Below are 17,146 nucleotides of genomic sequence, written 5' to 3'. Positions count from 1 at the left end.
CGAAGACGCGCTTCGCGCTTTTGCCCGGCCATGACAACTGAACATGTTGGCGAGTTCATCGTCACTGCCCCAGCCGTTCGATCAGCGCCGGCGCATGGACCTGGTCGGCCTTGTAGTTGCCGGTCAGCGTGTACATCACGATGTTCACGCCCGCGCGGAAGGCGAATTCGCGTTGCCGCGGTTCGCCTGGCGAGAGCGGCAGCATTGGTTGGCCGTCGGGACGCATCGCCCATGCGCCCGCAAGATCGTTCGAGGTGATGATGATCGGCGAGACGCCGTCGCCGCCACGCGCTGGCCGCGATGCAGCGTCGTCGTCCTCGTCGCGCGGCAGCGCTTCCACCCAGGTCTGGCCGGTGGTGAAGCGGCCGGGAAAGTCGTGCAGCAGATAGAACGTCTTCGCCAGCACATGCTCGTGCGGCACCGGCTCGAGCTCAGGGATGTCGAGTGATGAAAGAATGGTGCGCAGTTCCTGCATTCCCGGCGTTTGCGATTCACCGCCCTCGCCCGGCAGTGCATCGATCGCATCGCGGGTATCGAACAGAACCGTTCCGCCCTGCTTCATGTAAGCGTCGATCTTGTTGAGGGCGCTTTGCGACGGCTTCGGCGCGCCCGGTACCACCGGCCAGTAGATCAGCGGGAAGAACGCCAGTTCGTCGCGCGCCGGGTCGATGCCGACCGGATCGCCGGCTTCCAGCGCCGTGCGCTGCGCCAGAAACAAAGTAAGCCCGCTCATCCCGGCCTTGACGATGTTGTCGACGTCGGCGTTGCCGGTCACGACATAGGCCAGCCGGGTCTGCGAGGTCGCCTTCATCGCGAACTCGTCCTTCGCGCTGTCGGCGCGCGAAGGTGAGGGCGCCATCGCGATGATCGGCAATGCAAGCGCGAGAGCCAGCGCGGCATGGGCTGCGCGGCGGCGCAGCAATGCAGCGAGCCCCCCGCCAAGCAGCGCCACGATGACGGCGTCGACCAGAAAGAGTGCCAGCGCCGACGACAGTAGGATGCCGCGGAGATCGTGCGGTTCGGCATTGGTGAAACTCGCCCGGCGCGCGTTCAGTGTCGAGGTGTCCAGCGGCACGATCCGGTCGGTGGCCGCCAGCGTATTGACCGCAATCGGGCCGTCTACCGGTCCGTAGAACCCAGGGGGATGTTCGACGGTGCCGCGGCCGCGGTAGTTGACCGGCAGGGGTTTGGCGGTAGCTGGCGGCGGGGTGAAAGCGCCGAAGCCGTCGAGCGTCCGCAGCGGCGCGACTGTTTCAGCCTTTGTGTCGGTGTCGGTCTTGCCGGTGTTCGCCGTGTAGCCGGAAGCATCGACGATCCGCCGCAGCATCTCGACGAAGGTGCCTGACATCGGCAGATCGGACCAGCGCATGTCGGCGCTGACGTGGAACAGGGCAAGCAAGCCCCTTCCGCGGCGTTCGCCGGTCACGAGCGGCGTGCCGTCGACGAGCGACGCCCAACTCTTCGCCGCCAGCGCCGCATCCGGTTCGGCCAGCACCTGCCGGCTGACGGTGACGTCGTTCGGTACCGCGAGGCCCGCGAACGGCCCGTCCGCGGCGAAGGCGGCGAGATGTTGCGGCTTTTCCCACGTCATGCTGCCGCCGAGGCTGCGGCCGCCGTGACGCAGTTTCACCGGCACCAGATCGTCGTCGGCCTGCGCCAGGCGCGGCCCCGCGAACCGCACCAGCACACCGCCGCGATCGAGCCAGGCGTCGATGCGCTGACGCAGCTCCGGCGACAATGCGCCGACGTCGGCCATGACGATCATCGGCAGCTTCTGATCGAGGAACTGGGTGACGACCTGCTGCGGCGCCCCTTTGTCGCCGAGTCGGACATCGGCGAACGGCCCCAGCGCGCGCGTCAGATAGAACGTCGAGGCGAGCAGCGGCTGCGCCGTATCCGCGCTCGATCCGCTGACCACGCCGATGGCGCGGCGGCGCCAGCGCTTGTCCAGCAACTGCACCGCGCCCGCGGATCGTTCGCCGGCGATTTCGAGGCGGGCGATGTCGTTGCGCAACTCCAGCGGCAGGTCGAACGCGGCTTCGATTTCGCGGTCCTGCGGCGGAAACGCGAAGCGCGTCTCGCCGATCGGCGAGCCCTTCTGGTCGAGCGCCCGGACGACGCCGGCTTGCGGACCATTTACGGCGCTGCGCAAGACCTTCACCGTCATTCGGGCGGCGGCATTTTCCGCTGCGACCAGCGCATGCGCCGGCGGCGCGCCGCCCTCGACAATGGTGAGGGAACGGTCGCCGATCGCCTTGCGAAGACCGTCGACGAATTCCGCCCCGCGTCCGCTGTCGATTCCATCGGACAGCCAGACGACGTTGCTGTCGCCGGTTGCCTTCAGGAAGCGTTCGAGCGCCGGCAGCGTCTCGACGCGCTCGACGGCGAAGGGTTTCGGGGCGAGCTGGCGCAACGCCACGCGCGCCGTGCCGGCCGGCATCAGCGTGATGTCATGCGTCGGTTCTGACAAGGGAACGATGGCAACGCCGCGCTGGTCGCGGTCGGCCTCGGTGATCAGTTCATCCGCCGCCCTGATCCGCGTTTCCCAGCTCGATGCCGCGCTCCAGCCGTCGTCGAGCAGGATCGTCAAGGGCGCGCTCGAGCGTGTCGCGCCGGCCTTGGGATTCCACACCGGTCCGGCCGCCGCGAAGATTACCAGCGCCGCCGCCGCAAGCCGCAACGCCGTCAGCCACCACGGCGTGCGCGAGGGTGTCTCTTCCTTCGCGGCGATGTCGAACAAGAGCCGCGTCGGCGGGAAATCGACACGTCGCGGTCGCGGCGGCATCACCCGCAACAGCCACCAGAGCAGCGGCAGGCTGAGCAGGCCTAGCAGCATCAGCGGCTGAAGGAACGACAGCGGAAGCGCCGACATCATGCCATGCGCCCCGCTTTGACGGAGCCCGCCGTGTCGCTCCTGCTGGCGGTCATGCCGGCATGAAGGAACAACAGCAATTCGGCGGCGGAGCGGTCGGTTCTGTGGGTCGAAAACAGCCAGCCGAGCGCGTCGGTTTCCTCGCGGATCTGGTCGCGATGCAGCGCGACGCGCGCGACGTAGTCGCGGGCCCATCGTTCGGCGCGTCCCGCGGTGATGACGCGCCCGTCTTCGGGTTCGACGAACTCGACGCGGCCCGAATAGGGGAACGTCTCCTCGGCGGGATCGACCACCTGCAGCAGCGTGCCATGGGCGCCGGAGGCCGACAGCCCGGCAAGCATGGTCTGGATATCTGCGATCGGCGACCAGAAGTCGGATAGCACCACGATCTCCGATCGCGCCGGCGGCACGAATGATGGCGGCAGGCTGGCGCGCGCGAGGTCGTCGTGCAGTATTGCCTGCGCCATCCTGTCGATGACGTTGCGGCTCGCGGTCGGATTCATCAGTCCGGGAATGCCGACCCGCTCGCCGCCGGCAACCAGCAGTTCCGCAACTGCAAAGGTCACGATCAAAGCGCGTTCGAGCTTGCTGTCGCGAGCCTGCCGCGACGCAAAAGCCATCGAGGTCGAGCGGTCGGGCCAGAGCCACACGGTGTGCGCGGCCTCCCATTCGTGCTCGCGGACATAGAGATGATCGTCACGCGCGGAACGGCGCCAGTCGACATTCTGCGACGGTTCGCCGGAGACAAAACGGCGATATTGCCAGAAGTTTTCGCCAGAGCCGGCGCGACGGCGGCCGTGCAGGCCGTGAATCACGTTGGCGGCGATGCGGCGGGCTTCCAGCACGAGCCGCGGCAGCGACGCGGCCAGCGTGCGGCTTTCACCGTCGGCACGTCTGACTGCTTCGATTTCCTGCCGGACATGCTCGGCGGCTGCGACCATCAACCGATCCGCGTTTTCAGTTGTCCGATCACGTCGGAAATGGTGCGCCCCTCGGCGCGGGCCGAAAACGTCAGCGCCATGCGATGCTTCAACACCGGCTCGGCGAGGTCGAGCACGTCGTCGATCGACGGTGCCAGACGTCCGTCGAGCAGCGCGCGGGCGCGCACCGCGAGCATCAGCGACTGGCTGGCGCGCGGGCCCGGTCCCCAGGCGATCAGTTTTCCGGCGTCGCCGCTTTCAGGTCCGGGGCGCGCCGAGCGCACCAGCGACAGGATCGCTTCGACCACGCTGTCGCCGACCGGCAGCCGCCGCACCAGCCGCTGCGCGGCGAGGACGACATCGGCGTTCATCGCGGCCTTCGCCAGGGTTTCCTCGGCGCCTGTTGTTTCGAACAGGATGCGCCGTTCCGCGTCGCGATCCGGGTAGTCGACGTCGATCTCCATCAGGAAACGGTCGAGTTGCGCTTCCGGCAGCGGATAGGTGCCTTCCTGCTCCAGCGGATTTTGCGTCGCCAGCACGTGAAAGGGTTTCGGCAGGTCGTGACGCGCGCCGGCGACGGTGATGTGTTGCTCCTGCATCGCCTGCAACAGCGCCGACTGCGTGCGCGGGCTGGCGCGGTTGATTTCATCCGCCATGAGGAGTTGTGCGAACACGGGTCCGGCGATGAAGCGGAACGAGCGCTTCCCCGCGCCGCTCTCGTCAAGCACCTCGGCGCCGAGGATGTCGGAGGGCATCAGGTCCGGCGTGAACTGAACCCGCTTGGCATCTAACCCGAGCGTGACGCCGAGCGTCTCCACGAGTTTGGTCTTGGCAAGGCCGGGGACCCCGATCAAAAGCGCGTGGCCACCCGACAGGATGGTTACCAATGTGTTTTCGACAACCCGGTCCTGACCGAAGATCACGGCGGAAATCGCGTCGCGCGCCGCACGGATCTGCTCCGCGACCTGCTCGGCCGAGCGAACGATCACGTCTTCCAGCTTCTCGACGCCCTTGTCAGCTTCCACAGCCATCCGTCACTCCTTGCGGCTAGGCCGCGCCGTTTGCGTCGTCATGTCCGTCAAACATATGCGAGCGCCGTGTCTTTCTGGAATTAAACTCTTGCCACAATACCGGATATTCGAGCCATCGGATCACGAAGTGGCGAGTTATCCTGCCGGTTCCGGCCGAGCCACAGTTCGTGCCCGGATCTTAGAAGTTGGCCGCGTTCGCTGCGAATACGGCTTGGCGACGGTCAAATCCACTTCACTGGCAACCTTATGATTCTGGTATGGTTGGGGTTCAGAACCTCGCTTGACCGTCGGGCATATGAAACGAATTTCTGAAACCACCAGACGAGTGGGCTTGCGTCCCTCTTTGTGCCAGAACAGAGCGACCAAGGTCGGGGTAAACCATGGCGAAGCAAGGGCGCTCCGATAGCCGGACGCTGGATGGGTTGGCAACGGCGGCGCGTGATGCCGCGGGCCCAGCCGGCAGGGGTCTGCCCCCGGTGCATCTGTGGAATCCGCCGTTTTGCGGCGATCTGGACCTGCGGATCGCCGGCGACGGCACTTGGTTTTACATGAAAACGCCGATCGGCCGGCCGGCGCTGGTGCGGCTGTTCTCCACGATCCTGAAGCGGGAGGATGACAAACACTTTCTGGTGACGCCGGTGGAAAAGGTCGGCATCCGGGTCGACGACGCGCCCTTTGTCGCCGTCGAGATGGCCAGGGAGGGTGGCGAACATGGCCTGCTCCGGTTCCGCACCAATGTCGGCGACTGGGTGCCATGCGATTCCGGGCATCAGTTGCGCTTCGCGCCCTCGGAGAAGGGCGGATTGAAGCCCTATCTGCACGTCCGGGCCGGCCTCTGGGCAAAGGTGACGCGGGCGTTGTATTACGATCTTGTTGACATGGGCGAGCAACGAATGATCGATGGCCGGATGATGTTCGGTATCGAATCGGGCGGAGAGTTTTTTGCGATGGCGGATGCGGAGCAGGTGAGGGACGCAGGTTGAACGTGCCGGTGGAGGAGACGGGCCCCGCGACCGATGACGGCTCCGGAGATTTTTTCGACCGCGCGCGGGCGCGGCTGCGCTTCGACATCCCCGCCGGGCTGACCGACGCCGGTATCGCCCCCTCGACCAGCGATCAGGGCCGCGATTTCATGCTCCAGGAGATCGCCCGCGACGAGCCGCTGCGGGCTGCGGCGGTGCTGATCCCGGTGGTGGCGCGGCAGGAGCCGACCGTGTTGCTGACGCGGCGCGCCGCCCATCTCAGCGATCACGCCAACGAAATCGCGTTTCCCGGCGGCAAAATCGACGCGGCCGATGCCTCTCCGGTCGATGCCGCGCTGCGAGAGGCATGGGAAGAGGTCGGCCTTCCCCGCGACTTCGTCGAACCGATCGGCTATCTTGACCTCTACGGCACGAGCGTCGGCTTTCGAATCCTGCCCACAGTGGCGCAGGTGAAGCCGGGATTTGACCTTCGCCTCAATGCGGGCGAAGTGGAGGAGGCGTTCGAAGTGCCGTTGTCGTTTCTGATGAACCCGGACAATCACAAGCAGGGCTGGAAGCTATCCCGCGGCAGAATGCGCTCGTTCTACGAGATGTCGTTCGAGGAGCGTTATATCTGGGGCGCTACCGCCGGTATCCTGCGCGTGCTGTATGAGCGAGTCTATCTCAAATGATACGTCCGGTTCTTATGGAGATCGGAATCTTCCTGGTTCCGTTCGCAATCTATGCTGCGTATCTGATTGCCAACCGTGTGGACTTCATGATCGCCGCGTCGTGGCCGGCGCACATCGTCCTGAGGCTCTCGCTTGCGGCGCTGGTACTGGTCGTCGTCAGTTTCATCCTGCTGGCGCACTTCTCGGGCGCGCCGCCTGATTCGACCTACATTCCGGCGCATATGGAGAATGGCAGGCTCGTACCCGGAGCCGAGAGGTGACCACGGTCCGCTCGCTGCGTGAAGCGGGCTGGCTGAAATCAGGTCCAGCGGCGCGCGTTCTTGCGCTGCTCAATGAAGAAGGCGAGGAGGGGCGCGTCGTCGGCGGAGCGGTACGCAACGCCTTGATGGGGCTGCTGGTCGGTGAGATCGACTTCGCGACCACGGCGCTGCCCGAAGAGGTAATCCGCCGCGCCGCCGCTGCCCGCATCAAGAGCATTCCGACCGGGATCGAGCATGGCACCGTTACCCTGGTCGTCGAGGGTCGGCCATTCGAGGTCACGACGCTGCGGGAGGACGTCGAGACCTTCGGCCGCAAGGCCAGGGTCGCGTTCGGCCGCGACTGGACGCGCGATGCCGAGCGCCGCGATTTCACCGTCAACGGCCTGTCGGTCGACAGCGATGGGATGGTGCACGACCATGTCGGCGGGCTCGAGGACATCGCGGCGAGGCGGGTGCGCTTCATCGGCGATCCGGACCGGCGCGTTGCCGAGGATTACCTGCGTATTCTGCGTTTCTTCCGCATCCATGCCGCCTATGGCGCGGGCGAGCCCGACCGGGCCGGTTATCTCGCCTGCATTCGCGGTCGCGCAGGACTTGTCACGTTGTCGGCCGAACGGCTGCGAGCGGAAATGCTGAAGCTGCTGGTCGCGGAGGGTGCCGTGAAGGCGCTGATCGCGATGGAGGATGGTGGCCTGCTGCTGGCTATCCTCGGCGGCGTCTCCTATCGCGGGCCTCTCACGGCGATGATCGCCGCCGAGTGTGCGCTGGGGCTTCCGCCGGATCCGGTCCGCCGGCTCGCGGCGCTTGCGGTGTCGGTCACCGAAGATGCCCGGCGGGTCGCGCAGCGGCTGCGGCTTTCCAATGTGGAGGCGAAGCAGCTGGATTCGATGGGTCATCGCTGGTGGCGGCTTGGCAGCATGGACGAAGCGACCGCACGGCGGCGAATCTATCGGCTCGGCGCGCCGCGCTTCCGCGACAGGCTGATGCAGGCCTGGGCGCGGGCGGGTCTCGGGGCCGATCCGGCGCCGTGGCGAAACGTCGCAACCTTGCCGCAGCGCTGGCAGCCGCCGGCGTTTCCTTTGAAGGCGGAGGATTTCATCGCCCGCGGAATAGCGGCGGGGCCGGCGCTGGGCCACGTCCTGACGATCGCGGAAGATGCCTGGCTGGCGGCGGATTTCCCGCTCGATTCCGCAGAGCTTTCGGCGATCGCGGACCAGACCGTCGCGCGGTTCACGCGCGATCACCGGCTGTGAGCGCGGTCGCGAGATAGCCAGAGCGTTTCCGCCTCCGACGAGATCAGAAGCGGGGCTTCATGAATTTGTTTTGCCGCGCTTCACGCGAACCGATTCCAGTTCGTTCGAAAACTGGTCAAGGCCATTTCACCTCGGGCGGCATCGATGACAGGATCGACTCGACGTTGCCGCCGGTCTTCAGCCCGAAAATGGTGCCGCGGTCGTAGAGCAGATTGAATTCGGCGTATCGTCCGCGCCGGATCAACTGCTCCTCGCGGTCGGCCGCGGTCCACGGCGTGTTGAAGTTGCGGCGCACGAGTTCGGGGTAGACCTTGAGCAGCGCGCGTCCGACATCTTGCGTGAAGGCGAGGTCGGCATCCCAGTCGCCGCTGTCGTGCCAGTCGTAGAAGATGCCGCCGATGCCGCGCGCTTCCTTGCGGTGCGGCAGATAGAAATACTCATCGCACCAGGTTTTATATTTGTCATAGTCGGCCACGGCATGGGCATCGCATGCCGCCTTCATCGCCGCGTGGAATGCGACGCTGTCGGCATCCTCCTGCGTGCGCCGCCGCATAAGCACGGGTGTCAGGTCGCCGCCGCCGCCGAACCAGGCCTTCGTCGTCACCACGAAGCGCGTGTTCATGTGAACAGCGGGGATATGCGGATTGCGCATATGTGCGATCAGGGAGATGCCCGAGGCCCAGAATTTGGGATCTGCCTCGGCTCCCGGAATTTGTGCGCGAAACTCCGGCGCGAATTCGCCATACACGGTCGAACAATGCACCCCGACTTTCTCGAACAGCCGTCCGTGCATCATCGACATGACACCGCCACCGCCGGGTTGGCCGGTGTGGTCGGTGCGTTCCCATGGCGTGCGCACGAAGCGGCCGGCCTCGCCGGGGTAGAGCTGCGCCGGCGCGTCGTCCTCCAGCTTTTCGAAGGCCGCGCAGATGTCGTCGCGCAACTGCTCGAACCAGGATCGGGCACGGGTCTTGCGGCCCTCGGGCAGGGAAGCGTCCATTGCAAATTCCTTAACAGACTCTGTCATTGCGAGGAACTCGGGACGACACGGAGCGTCGTCTGACAGCCACGAAGCAATCCAATATTGTTCGCGGTTGCCGAAGGCAAACCCCGGCGGCTCCCAGTAGCGGGGGTCAATTTGCAGGCCCGAAATAAGTGCAGCTTTCGCCGCAACTGTCGCGATGCACGCTGATGCGCGTCACTTGTCCTGCGTGCTGGACATGGTCCCAGATGAAGCGGGCCAGATTTTCCAGCGTCGGCGGGCCTAACCCCGCGACGTCGTTGAGAAACCGATGATCGAGCTTGCTCCGGACCTCGTCCATGCGGCGTGCGAGCAGGCCGAGATCGAGCACCATCCCGGTGGCGGGTTCGGGCGTGCCGCGGACGCTCACCTCGGCGCGGAAGGAATGGCCGTGGATTTCCATGCTCGCATTTCCCAACGTCGTTCCAGGCAGCGCATGCGCAGCCTCGAAACGGAACGATTTCGTCAACTCCCACATTCGTCAAACCGGCTCCTGACAACCTGCCCCGGGCGTGATGCGGTATCTTCGATGCCGCTTCGCAGAACCGGGACGCTTCCAAGCGCTCCCTTCATAACGATCCGGATCGGCAGCCGGCCACACTGTCGGCAGCGTAATGCGCTGCACGGAGGGAGTCGCTGCGTCTGCGCAATGTTGATGGCGCCGCTCTGGCATTCCTACCTTATTCCCAGCGTTTTGTGCGTCTGCAGGCTGAGCCGCCATTGCGGATGCCGCAGGCAGTAGTCGATGGCGCGCGCGGTGTTGCCGGCCGCGTCCGGTCCGTCCATGGGCTGCAACGAAAACCGCTCGAAGGCGAGGTCCGCGAAGTCCTCGGGCCGCGCGTCCGCCTGCGGATAGACCAGCTTGAGTTCCTGCCCCCTGGTGACGCGCAAATCGGCGCCGGCCTTGGGGCTGACGCACAGCCAATCGATACCGTCGGGCGGTGCGATAGTGCCGTTGGTCTCGATGCCGATCTCGAATCCGCGGGCGTGCAGCGCGTCGACCAATGCCTTGTCCACCTGCAACAGCGGCTCCCCTCCCGTCAACACCGTATAGCGTTGGGGGGCCGGTCCGGCCCATTGCGCCTCGACGGTAGCGGCCAGCGCGTCGGCGGTGGCGTAGCGCCCGCCCAGCGTCCCGTCCGTGCCCACGAAATTCGTGTCGCAGAACCGGCAGGTGGCTGAAGCACGGTCTTCCTCGCGGCCGCTCCACAAGTTGCAGCCCGCGAAACGACAGAATACCGCAGCCCGGCCCGCATGGGCGCCTTCGCCCTGCAGGGTCAGAAAAATCTCCTTAACTGCGTAACTCACGAGGTTCTTTCCGACACCGGTCTGGTCTGCCGCAGAGCCTCGCCTACCGCCAGGGCGGTGGCAATGGCGACGTTCAGCGAGCGTAAGCCCGGCTTTACGGGTATCACCAGACGTGCGTCCGCGGCTGCTGCGACGGCGTCCGGGACCCCGGCGCTTTCTCGGCCGAACAACAGGATATCGGTATCAAAATACTGATGATCCAGATAGGGCAGGGCGCTTTTGGTCGTGAACAGCACCAGCCGCCCGCCGTCTTCGGTACGCCACTCCTGAAATTTCGGCCAGGAATCGTGACGCACGATGGCAACCTGGTCGAGATAGTCCATTCCTGCCCGGCGGAAATGGCGATCCGAGACCGGAAAACCGGCCGGCTCGATGATATGGGCCTCGACCCCGAGACAGGCGCAGAGGCGCAGAATTGTCCCGGTATTCTGGGGGATATCGGGTTGAAAAAGCGCAATCCGCATCACCTCGGGGCTTTCATGACGTGACTTCCGGCATGGTTTCACGGCTCCCGAGAAATTTATTGCACTGCACGAATGAGACCGATAACGCACTTGCGCTCACTCTGCGACGATGCCAATAGAACGGCCGCTCGCAAGATGCATCCCTGGAGTGGTTACACCAACAGCGACAAAACCGGCAGAGGATATAAGAAAGGGTTGGAATCGTGACGACATCGTCTTCGGCAGGACATAGCCGCCGTGATTTCCTTTTCGTAGCAACCGGCGCCGTCGCCGCCGTAGGCGCGGCTGCCGCGGCGTGGCCGCTGGTGGCCCAATTGAACCCGGATGCTTCCACGGTCGCCGCCGGGGCGCCTATCGAGGTCGATCTCTCCCCGATCGCCGACGGGCAGGACATCAAGGTGTTCTGGCGCGGTAAGCCGATCTACATCATGCACCGCACCGCCAAGCAGATTAAGGAAGCCCAGTCGGTCGACGTCGCGAGCCTGCCCGATCCGCAGCCGGATTCGGCCCGCGTCAAGGAAGGCCATGACCAGTGGCTCGTCGTGATCGGCATCTGTACCCATCTCGGCTGCATCCCGATCGCGCATGAAGGCAATTACGACGGATTTTTCTGTCCGTGCCATGGTTCGCAATACGATTCCTCGGGCCGCATCCGCCAGGGGCCGGCCCCGCTCAATCTTCCCATTCCGCCTTACGCCTTCGTTTCCGATAGCAAGATCAAGATCGGATAAGGCCGAAAAGACCCGAACCGAACGCGTCGTTTCATTCCTCAGGATCGCATCATGAGCGGACCATCCACGTTTCAGCCGCAAAATTCCGTCCTCAAATGGATCGAGCGGCGATTGCCGATCTTCGGCCTCATCCATTCATCCTTCGTCGCCTATCCGACGCCGCGCAACCTGAATTACTGGTGGACGTTCGGCGGCATCCTCTCGTTCATGCTGGGGGTGCAGATCATCACCGGCGTCATCCTGGCGATGCATTACACGCCCCAGGCCGACCTCGCTTTCAACTCGGTGGAAGCCATCGTCCGCGACGTCGATTACGGCTGGCTGCTGCGTTATCTCCATTCCAACGGCGCCTCGATGTTCTTCATCGCCGTCTATATCCACATGCTTCGCGGCCTGTATTACGGCTCCTATAAGGAACCGCGCGAAGTCCTCTGGATCCTCGGCGTCATCATCTACCTGCTGATGATGGCGACCGGCTTCATGGGCTACGTGCTGCCGTGGGGCCAGATGAGCTTCTGGGGCGCGACCGTCATCACCAACCTGTTTTCCGCCATTCCCTATTTCGGCGAAAGCATCGTGACCCTGCTGTGGGGCGGCTATTCGGTCGGCAATCCGACGCTGAACCGCTTCTTCTCGCTGCACTACCTGCTGCCGTTCGTGATCGCGGGCGTGGTCGTGCTGCACGTCTGGGCGCTTCATGTCGCCGGTCAGAACAATCCGGCCGGCGTCGAGCCCAAGACGGCGAAGGATACGGTGCCGTTCACGCCTTACGCGACCGTCAAGGACGCGTTCGGCCTGTCCTGCTTCATCCTGTTCTATTGCTGGTTCATCTTCTACATTCCGAACTATCTCGGCGATCCCGACAACTACATCCCCGCCAATCCGGGCGTGACGCCCGCGCACATCGTGCCGGAATGGTACTACCTGCCGTTCTACGCGATCCTGCGCTCGATCCCGAACAAGCTCGCGGGCGTGGCGGCGATGTTCGCCGCCATCCTGGTGCTGGCCTTCCTGCCCTGGCTCGATTCCGCCAAGACCCGCTCGCTGCGCTATCGCCCGCTTGCCAAGCAGTTCTTCTGGATCTTTGTCGGTGTCTGTATCGGCCTCGGCTATCTCGGCGCGAAGCCGCCGGAGGGTGTCTACGTCATTGCCGGGCGTATCCTGACGGGGTGCTATTTCGCCTATTTCCTGATCGTGCTGCCGATCCTGAGCCGCATCGAGAAACCGCGTCCCGTGCCCAATTCGATCGCGGATGATGTGCTGGGGAAGAAAGGCGTCGTGGCCTCTCTAGCGGCGGTGTTCGCTGTCGCGGGGCTATTGGTATGGGATAGCGGTTCCAGGGCTCAAGCGGCCGACCATGCGCCGACCCCGCCGTCGCTCAACTGGTCGTTCGCGGGCCCGCTTGGCAGATTCGATCAGGCCCAGTTGCAGCGCGGCTACAAGGTCTACAAGGAAGTCTGCTCTGCGTGCCATTCGATGAACCTCGTGCATTATCGCAATCTGGCCGATCCGGGTGGTCCGGGCTTCACCGTGGCTCAGGCCACGGCGCTGGCTTCCGAAATCCAGGTCAAGGATGGGCCGAACGATGCCGGCGAGATGTTCGAACGGCCGGGACGTATCGCCGACAAGTTTCCGGCGCCGTTTCCGAACGAGAACGCTGCCCGCGCCGCCAATGGCGGCGCAGCGCCCCCCGATCTCTCGCTGATGGCCAAGGCGCGGGGCTATGAGCGCGGCTTTCCGCAGTTCATCTTCGATGCCTTCACGCAGTTCCAGGAAAAAGGCCCGAACTACATCCACGCCATCCTGACCGGCTTCGAGGATTCCCCGCCGCATGGCTTCACGCTGCCGGACGGTTCGTTCTACAACAAGTACTTCCCCGGTCATGCGATGAAGATGCCGAACCCGTTGTCGGACGATCAGATAACCTACAGCGACGGGACGCCGCAGAAGGTTGATCAATATGCGACGGACGTGTCCGCTTTCCTGATGTGGGCGGCCGAGCCGAAGCTTGAGGAGCGCAAGCGTATCGGCCTGCAGGTCATGATTTTCATGATCATCTTTGCGGGACTGCTCTACTTCACCAAGAGGGCGGTGTGGGCCGACGCGCATTGATCGCGCATGGATTCAAAACAATAAAGGCTCCCGCGAGGGAGCCTTTATTGTTTGCAACCAAGGCTGTCAAACAGCGAGGGATGTTACTCTTTCATGCCCGGCTTTGTGCGAGACATTTTTGTCGATTGCCAAGATGTGGATGGCCGGAACAGGTCCTGCCATGACGGTGGTGGAGTGAATTGCCGCTCGCCTCTCGCATTCGCCCGACTGACGTCGTTCAGCGCTTGAACAGGCCCATTATCGCCGACTTCGCCAGCGTGTTGAAATGAAGCTGGAACCCGATCACCGCCGCCGAGGTGTCGGCTGTCGCGTTGATGTTGGCTCCGACGGCGTGCACGGTGAAGAAATAGCGGTGCGGGTGATCCCCTTCGGGCGGGCAGGGGCCACCGTAGCACGCGGAGCCGAAGTCGGTGCGGGTCTGCAGCGCCCCCCTCGGAAGCTTGCCGCTGTCGGGATTGCCGGCGTCGAGCGCAAGCTCCGTCACCGATGGCGGGATATTAATGACAACCCAGTGCCAGAAACCACTGCCGGTCGGCGCATCCGGATCGTAACAGGTTACGGCGAAACTCCTGGTGCCCGCCGGCGCGCCGCTCCAGCGCAGGTGTGGCGACCGGTTGCCGCCCGCGCAGCCGTGACCGAAATCCGCCGACAGGATATGATCCTTGGCGAGGTAGTCGCCGTCCTTGAAACTGTCGCTCACGACCTTGAACGTCATGCTGTTCTCCCGGAAACGCGTCAAATGAATATCATGGAGTTCCGCTTCTGATCCCATCGGAAGCAAAGCTCTAGCAGGCAGTTGAATGAAAAAGTCTTCAACCGTCATTCCGGGGCACACCGAAGGTACGAACCCGGAATCCAGTCACACTGATTTTCTTCGCATTTTTCGGATTCCGGATCGCCGCTTGCGCGGCGCCCGGAATGACGACGGAGATTTTTCAACAGCCTGCTAGGTGTGTGAAGGAAATCTAGCGCGGATCGAGGCACGCGCAACCGCGATTGGCGTTGTTCGAACGCTCTTGACAGCGCACCATCGGAATGATGATTTCGCGGCCATGACCAGCATCGTCCGCCCGTTCCGTCTCTGGTGGCCCACCTTCTAAGGTGGCCGGTGCGATTTTGTTTCAATTCCGATCGTCGAAGGCCGTCATGCAGAAACGACGGCCTTTTTCGTTTGTCCTGTGTGGCGCTTCTTCTTCAGGTCTCGTAAGAGGACTCCATGAACAGGACCGTCTTTTCCCTTCCCGCGCAAAGCGAGTACGCGACCGCCGGCGGTCTCGCCGTCAGCCGGTCGATCGAGCATTTTACCGGCGGCAGGCGGCTCGACGACCTGATCGACCTGCTCGACCGCCGCCGCGGCCTGGTGCTGTCGTCGGGCACCACGGTGCCGGGACGCTATGAAAGTTTCGATCTCGGTTTTGCGGATCCGCCGCTCAGGATCGAAACCACGGGTCGGAATTTTTCCATTGAGGCCACCAATGCCCGCGGCGAGGTGCTGATCGCCTTTCTGGGCGAGGCCCTGAGTGAGCCTTTTGTGGTGGTCACCGAAAGCACCGCGCTTCGCATCGCCGGCCACATCGTGTGCGGCGAGGCGCCAGTGGAAGAGGACCAGCGCACCCGGCGCCCCAGCGTGATGTCGCTGGTGCGCGCGCTGGTGGCGGCGTTTGCATCAGGCGCCGATCCCATGCTCGGGCTTTACGGCGCGTTTGCTTACGACCTCGTGTTCCAGATGGAAGATCTGGTGCAGAAGCGCGCGCGCGCGGCCGACCAGCGCGACATCGTGCTGTTCGTGCCCGACCGTTTGCTGGCCTACGACCGCGCCACCGGCCGCGGCGTCGTGCTGTCGTACGATTTTGCGTGGAACGGCCGTTCGACCGCGGGCTTGCCGCACGACACGCCGGAAAGCATCTACGCCAGGTCGGGGCGGCAGGGTTTCAGTGACCACGCCCCCGGCGAATATCAGGCCACGGTGGAAACGGCGCGCGCCGCGTTCGCGCGCGGCGACCTGTTCGAGGCGGTGCCCGGGCAGTTGTTCGCCGAGCCCTGTGAACGCTCGCCGGCCGAAGTTTTCCAGCGGCTGTGCCGGATCAATCCGTCGCCCTATGGCGGCCTCGTCAATCTTGGCGACGGCGAATTCCTGGTTTCCGCTTCGCCGGAAATGTTCGTGCGCAGCGACGGCCGCCGGATCGAGACCTGTCCGATCTCCGGCACCATTGCGCGCGGCGCCGACGCCATCGGCGACGCCGAGCAGATCCGCGAACTGCTCAATTCGGAGAAGGACGAGTTCGAACTCAACATGTGCACCGATGTCGATCGCAACGACAAGGCGCGCATTTGCATGCCGGGAACGATCAAGGTGCTGGCGCGGCGTCAGATCGAGACCTATTCGAAGCTGTTTCACACCGTCGATCACGTCGAGGGTATTTTGCGGCCCGGCTTCGACGCGCTCGACGCGTTTCTCACCCACGCCTGGGCGGTGACGGTGACCGGCGCGCCGAAAAAGTGGGCGATGCAGTTCGTCGAGGACAACGAGCGTTCGGCGCGGCGCTGGTATGCCGGCGCGTTCGGCGTCGTCGGGTTCGATGGATCGATCAATACCGGCCTGACCATCCGCACCATCCGCATGAAGGATGGGCTCGCCGAGGTGCGCGTCGGTGCGACCTGCCTGTTCGACAGCAAGGCGGAGCTTGAGGACCGCGAATGCCAGACCAAGGCAGCCGCGCTGTTCCAGGCCTTGCGCGGCGACGCGCCGAAGCCGCTCTCGGCGGTCGCGCCGGACGCGACCGGCTCCGGCAAGCGCGTGCTGCTGATCGATCACGACGACAGTTTCGTCCACATGCTGGCGGACTATTTCCGTCAGGTCGGCGCGCGCGTCACGGTGGTGCGCTATGTCCACGCCCAGGACATGCTGAACACGCAGAATTACGACCTGCTGGTGCTGTCGCCCGGTCCTGGCCGGCCGGAGGATTTCGGCATGGCTAAAACCATCGGCACCGCGCTGGAGAAGAAGCTGCCGGTGTTCGGCGTCTGCCTCGGCGTGCAGGGGATCGGCGAGTATTTCGGCGGCCGGCTTGGCCAGCTCGCGCAGCCGGCGCATGGCCGTCCCTCACGCGTGCAGAATCGTGGCGGACGCTTGATGCGCAATCTGCCGAATGAGATCGTGATCGGCCGCTATCATTCGCTGTATGTCGAGCGCGAGGGCATGCCCGACGTGCTGGAGGTGACTGCGACCACCGACGACGGCGTGCCGATGGCGATCGAGCACAGGACGCTGCCGGTCGGCGGCGTGCAGTTTCACCCGGAGTCGCTGATGTCGCTCGGGGGCGAGGTGGGCTTGCGGATCGTGGAGAACGCGTTCCGGCTGGGGGAGCGGGCGCAACGCTAAATGACGTCATACGCGGGCGTGTTCTGACCGAGACCGACACATCCTGACCGTGGAGATTTGATATCCATCTCCTTGCCGCGATGCCCAGAAACTGGCGCTTCTTCGGAGCGCTGCATCAGGATGCCTTGCATCTTCAGG

The 17,146-nt window shown here is 64.3% G+C and carries 15 protein-coding genes; 7 read left to right on the top strand and 8 right to left on the bottom strand.

Translation table 11 applies throughout. The features are described from left to right. Positions 1-61 precede the first annotated feature (61 nt). From ACS3WB_RS11590 to ACS3WB_RS11580, 3 genes are read right to left on the bottom strand one after another with little or no spacing between them, the layout of a single operon-like run. On the bottom strand, positions 62-2,872 hold the full coding sequence (locus tag ACS3WB_RS11590; RefSeq protein ID WP_438275771.1) for a DUF4159 domain-containing protein: 2,811 nt from the start codon (positions 2,870-2,872) through the stop codon (positions 62-64). Further along, positions 2,872-3,813: a DUF58 domain-containing protein gene (locus ACS3WB_RS11585; protein WP_438275710.1), complete on the bottom strand. Its 942-nt coding sequence runs from the start codon at positions 3,811-3,813 to the stop codon at positions 2,872-2,874. The genes ACS3WB_RS11590 and ACS3WB_RS11585 overlap by 1 nt, the downstream gene beginning before the upstream one ends. Next, on the bottom strand, positions 3,813-4,823 hold the full coding sequence (locus ACS3WB_RS11580) for an AAA family ATPase (protein WP_438275709.1): 1,011 nt from the start codon (positions 4,821-4,823) through the stop codon (positions 3,813-3,815). Before ACS3WB_RS11580 ends, ACS3WB_RS11585 begins: the two co-directional genes overlap by 1 nt. Positions 4,824-5,203: 380 nt before the next feature. Here ACS3WB_RS11580 and ACS3WB_RS11575 point away from each other — a divergent pair, with 380 nt between their 5' ends. From ACS3WB_RS11575 to ACS3WB_RS11560, 4 genes are read left to right on the top strand one after another with little or no spacing between them, the layout of a single operon-like run. After that, positions 5,204-5,806 (top strand): DUF1285 domain-containing protein, encoded by a 603-nt coding sequence (locus ACS3WB_RS11575; protein WP_438275708.1) that lies wholly within the window; start codon positions 5,204-5,206, stop codon positions 5,804-5,806. Then, positions 5,803-6,477 (top strand): CoA pyrophosphatase, encoded by a 675-nt coding sequence (locus ACS3WB_RS11570; RefSeq protein WP_438275707.1) that lies wholly within the window; start codon positions 5,803-5,805, stop codon positions 6,475-6,477. The genes ACS3WB_RS11575 and ACS3WB_RS11570 overlap by 4 nt, the downstream gene beginning before the upstream one ends. Continuing rightward, positions 6,474-6,737, top strand: a complete 264-nt coding sequence (locus ACS3WB_RS11565) for a DUF6111 family protein (protein WP_412771904.1) — start codon at positions 6,474-6,476, stop codon at positions 6,735-6,737. The genes ACS3WB_RS11570 and ACS3WB_RS11565 overlap by 4 nt, the downstream gene beginning before the upstream one ends. Then, positions 6,734-7,990 (top strand): CCA tRNA nucleotidyltransferase, encoded by a 1,257-nt coding sequence (locus tag ACS3WB_RS11560; protein ID WP_438275706.1) that lies wholly within the window; start codon positions 6,734-6,736, stop codon positions 7,988-7,990. The genes ACS3WB_RS11565 and ACS3WB_RS11560 overlap by 4 nt, the downstream gene beginning before the upstream one ends. A 115-nt stretch (positions 7,991-8,105) precedes the next feature. On the opposite strand, the gene hemF is transcribed toward ACS3WB_RS11560, so the two are convergent. The 4 genes from hemF to ACS3WB_RS11540 form a co-directional block, all read right to left on the bottom strand. Next, the gene (gene hemF / locus ACS3WB_RS11555; protein WP_438275705.1) at positions 8,106-8,990 is read right to left on the bottom strand and encodes an oxygen-dependent coproporphyrinogen oxidase; all 885 of its coding nucleotides are present in this window, start codon (positions 8,988-8,990) and stop codon (positions 8,106-8,108) included. A 133-nt stretch (positions 8,991-9,123) separates the two neighbouring features. Further along, entirely contained in the window at positions 9,124-9,489 is a 366-nt protein-coding gene (locus ACS3WB_RS11550) for a 6-pyruvoyl trahydropterin synthase family protein (protein ID WP_438275704.1), read from the bottom strand. A gap of 197 nt (positions 9,490-9,686) precedes the next feature. Further along, positions 9,687-10,319 (bottom strand): 7-carboxy-7-deazaguanine synthase, encoded by a 633-nt coding sequence (gene queE, locus ACS3WB_RS11545; RefSeq protein ID WP_438275703.1) that lies wholly within the window; start codon positions 10,317-10,319, stop codon positions 9,687-9,689. Then, positions 10,316-10,783 (bottom strand): tRNA (cytidine(34)-2'-O)-methyltransferase, encoded by a 468-nt coding sequence (locus tag ACS3WB_RS11540; RefSeq protein WP_438275702.1) that lies wholly within the window; start codon positions 10,781-10,783, stop codon positions 10,316-10,318. Before ACS3WB_RS11540 ends, queE begins: the two co-directional genes overlap by 4 nt. Positions 10,784-10,986: 203 nt before the next feature. On the opposite strand from ACS3WB_RS11540, the gene petA reads away from it, so the two are divergent. Beyond that, on the top strand, positions 10,987-11,514 hold the full coding sequence (gene petA, locus ACS3WB_RS11535; protein WP_438275701.1) for a ubiquinol-cytochrome c reductase iron-sulfur subunit: 528 nt from the start codon (positions 10,987-10,989) through the stop codon (positions 11,512-11,514). A 51-nt stretch (positions 11,515-11,565) separates the two neighbouring features. Further along, on the top strand, positions 11,566-13,626 hold the full coding sequence (locus ACS3WB_RS11530; protein WP_438275700.1) for a cytochrome c1: 2,061 nt from the start codon (positions 11,566-11,568) through the stop codon (positions 13,624-13,626). Positions 13,627-13,843: 217 nt separating this feature from the next. Here the strand turns inward: ACS3WB_RS11530 and ACS3WB_RS11525 are convergent, their stop codons facing one another. Then, positions 13,844-14,341 carry a YbhB/YbcL family Raf kinase inhibitor-like protein gene (locus tag ACS3WB_RS11525; protein WP_438275699.1) on the bottom strand — a complete coding sequence of 166 codons (498 nt, stop codon included), beginning with the start codon at positions 14,339-14,341 and terminating at the stop codon, positions 13,844-13,846. A gap of 501 nt (positions 14,342-14,842) precedes the next feature. Here ACS3WB_RS11525 and ACS3WB_RS11520 point away from each other — a divergent pair. Continuing rightward, positions 14,843-17,008: an anthranilate synthase component I gene (locus tag ACS3WB_RS11520; protein WP_438275698.1), complete on the top strand. Its 2,166-nt coding sequence runs from the start codon at positions 14,843-14,845 to the stop codon at positions 17,006-17,008. The last annotated feature ends 138 nt before the right edge of the window (positions 17,009-17,146 follow it).

It is taken from the genome of Nitrobacter sp. (genome assembly GCF_051535215.1).
Classification (GTDB): Bacteria; Pseudomonadota; Alphaproteobacteria; order Rhizobiales; family Xanthobacteraceae; genus Nitrobacter.
The sequence above is the reverse complement of the archived record's forward strand: the minus strand, read 5'-3'. Positions and strand labels throughout refer to the sequence as shown.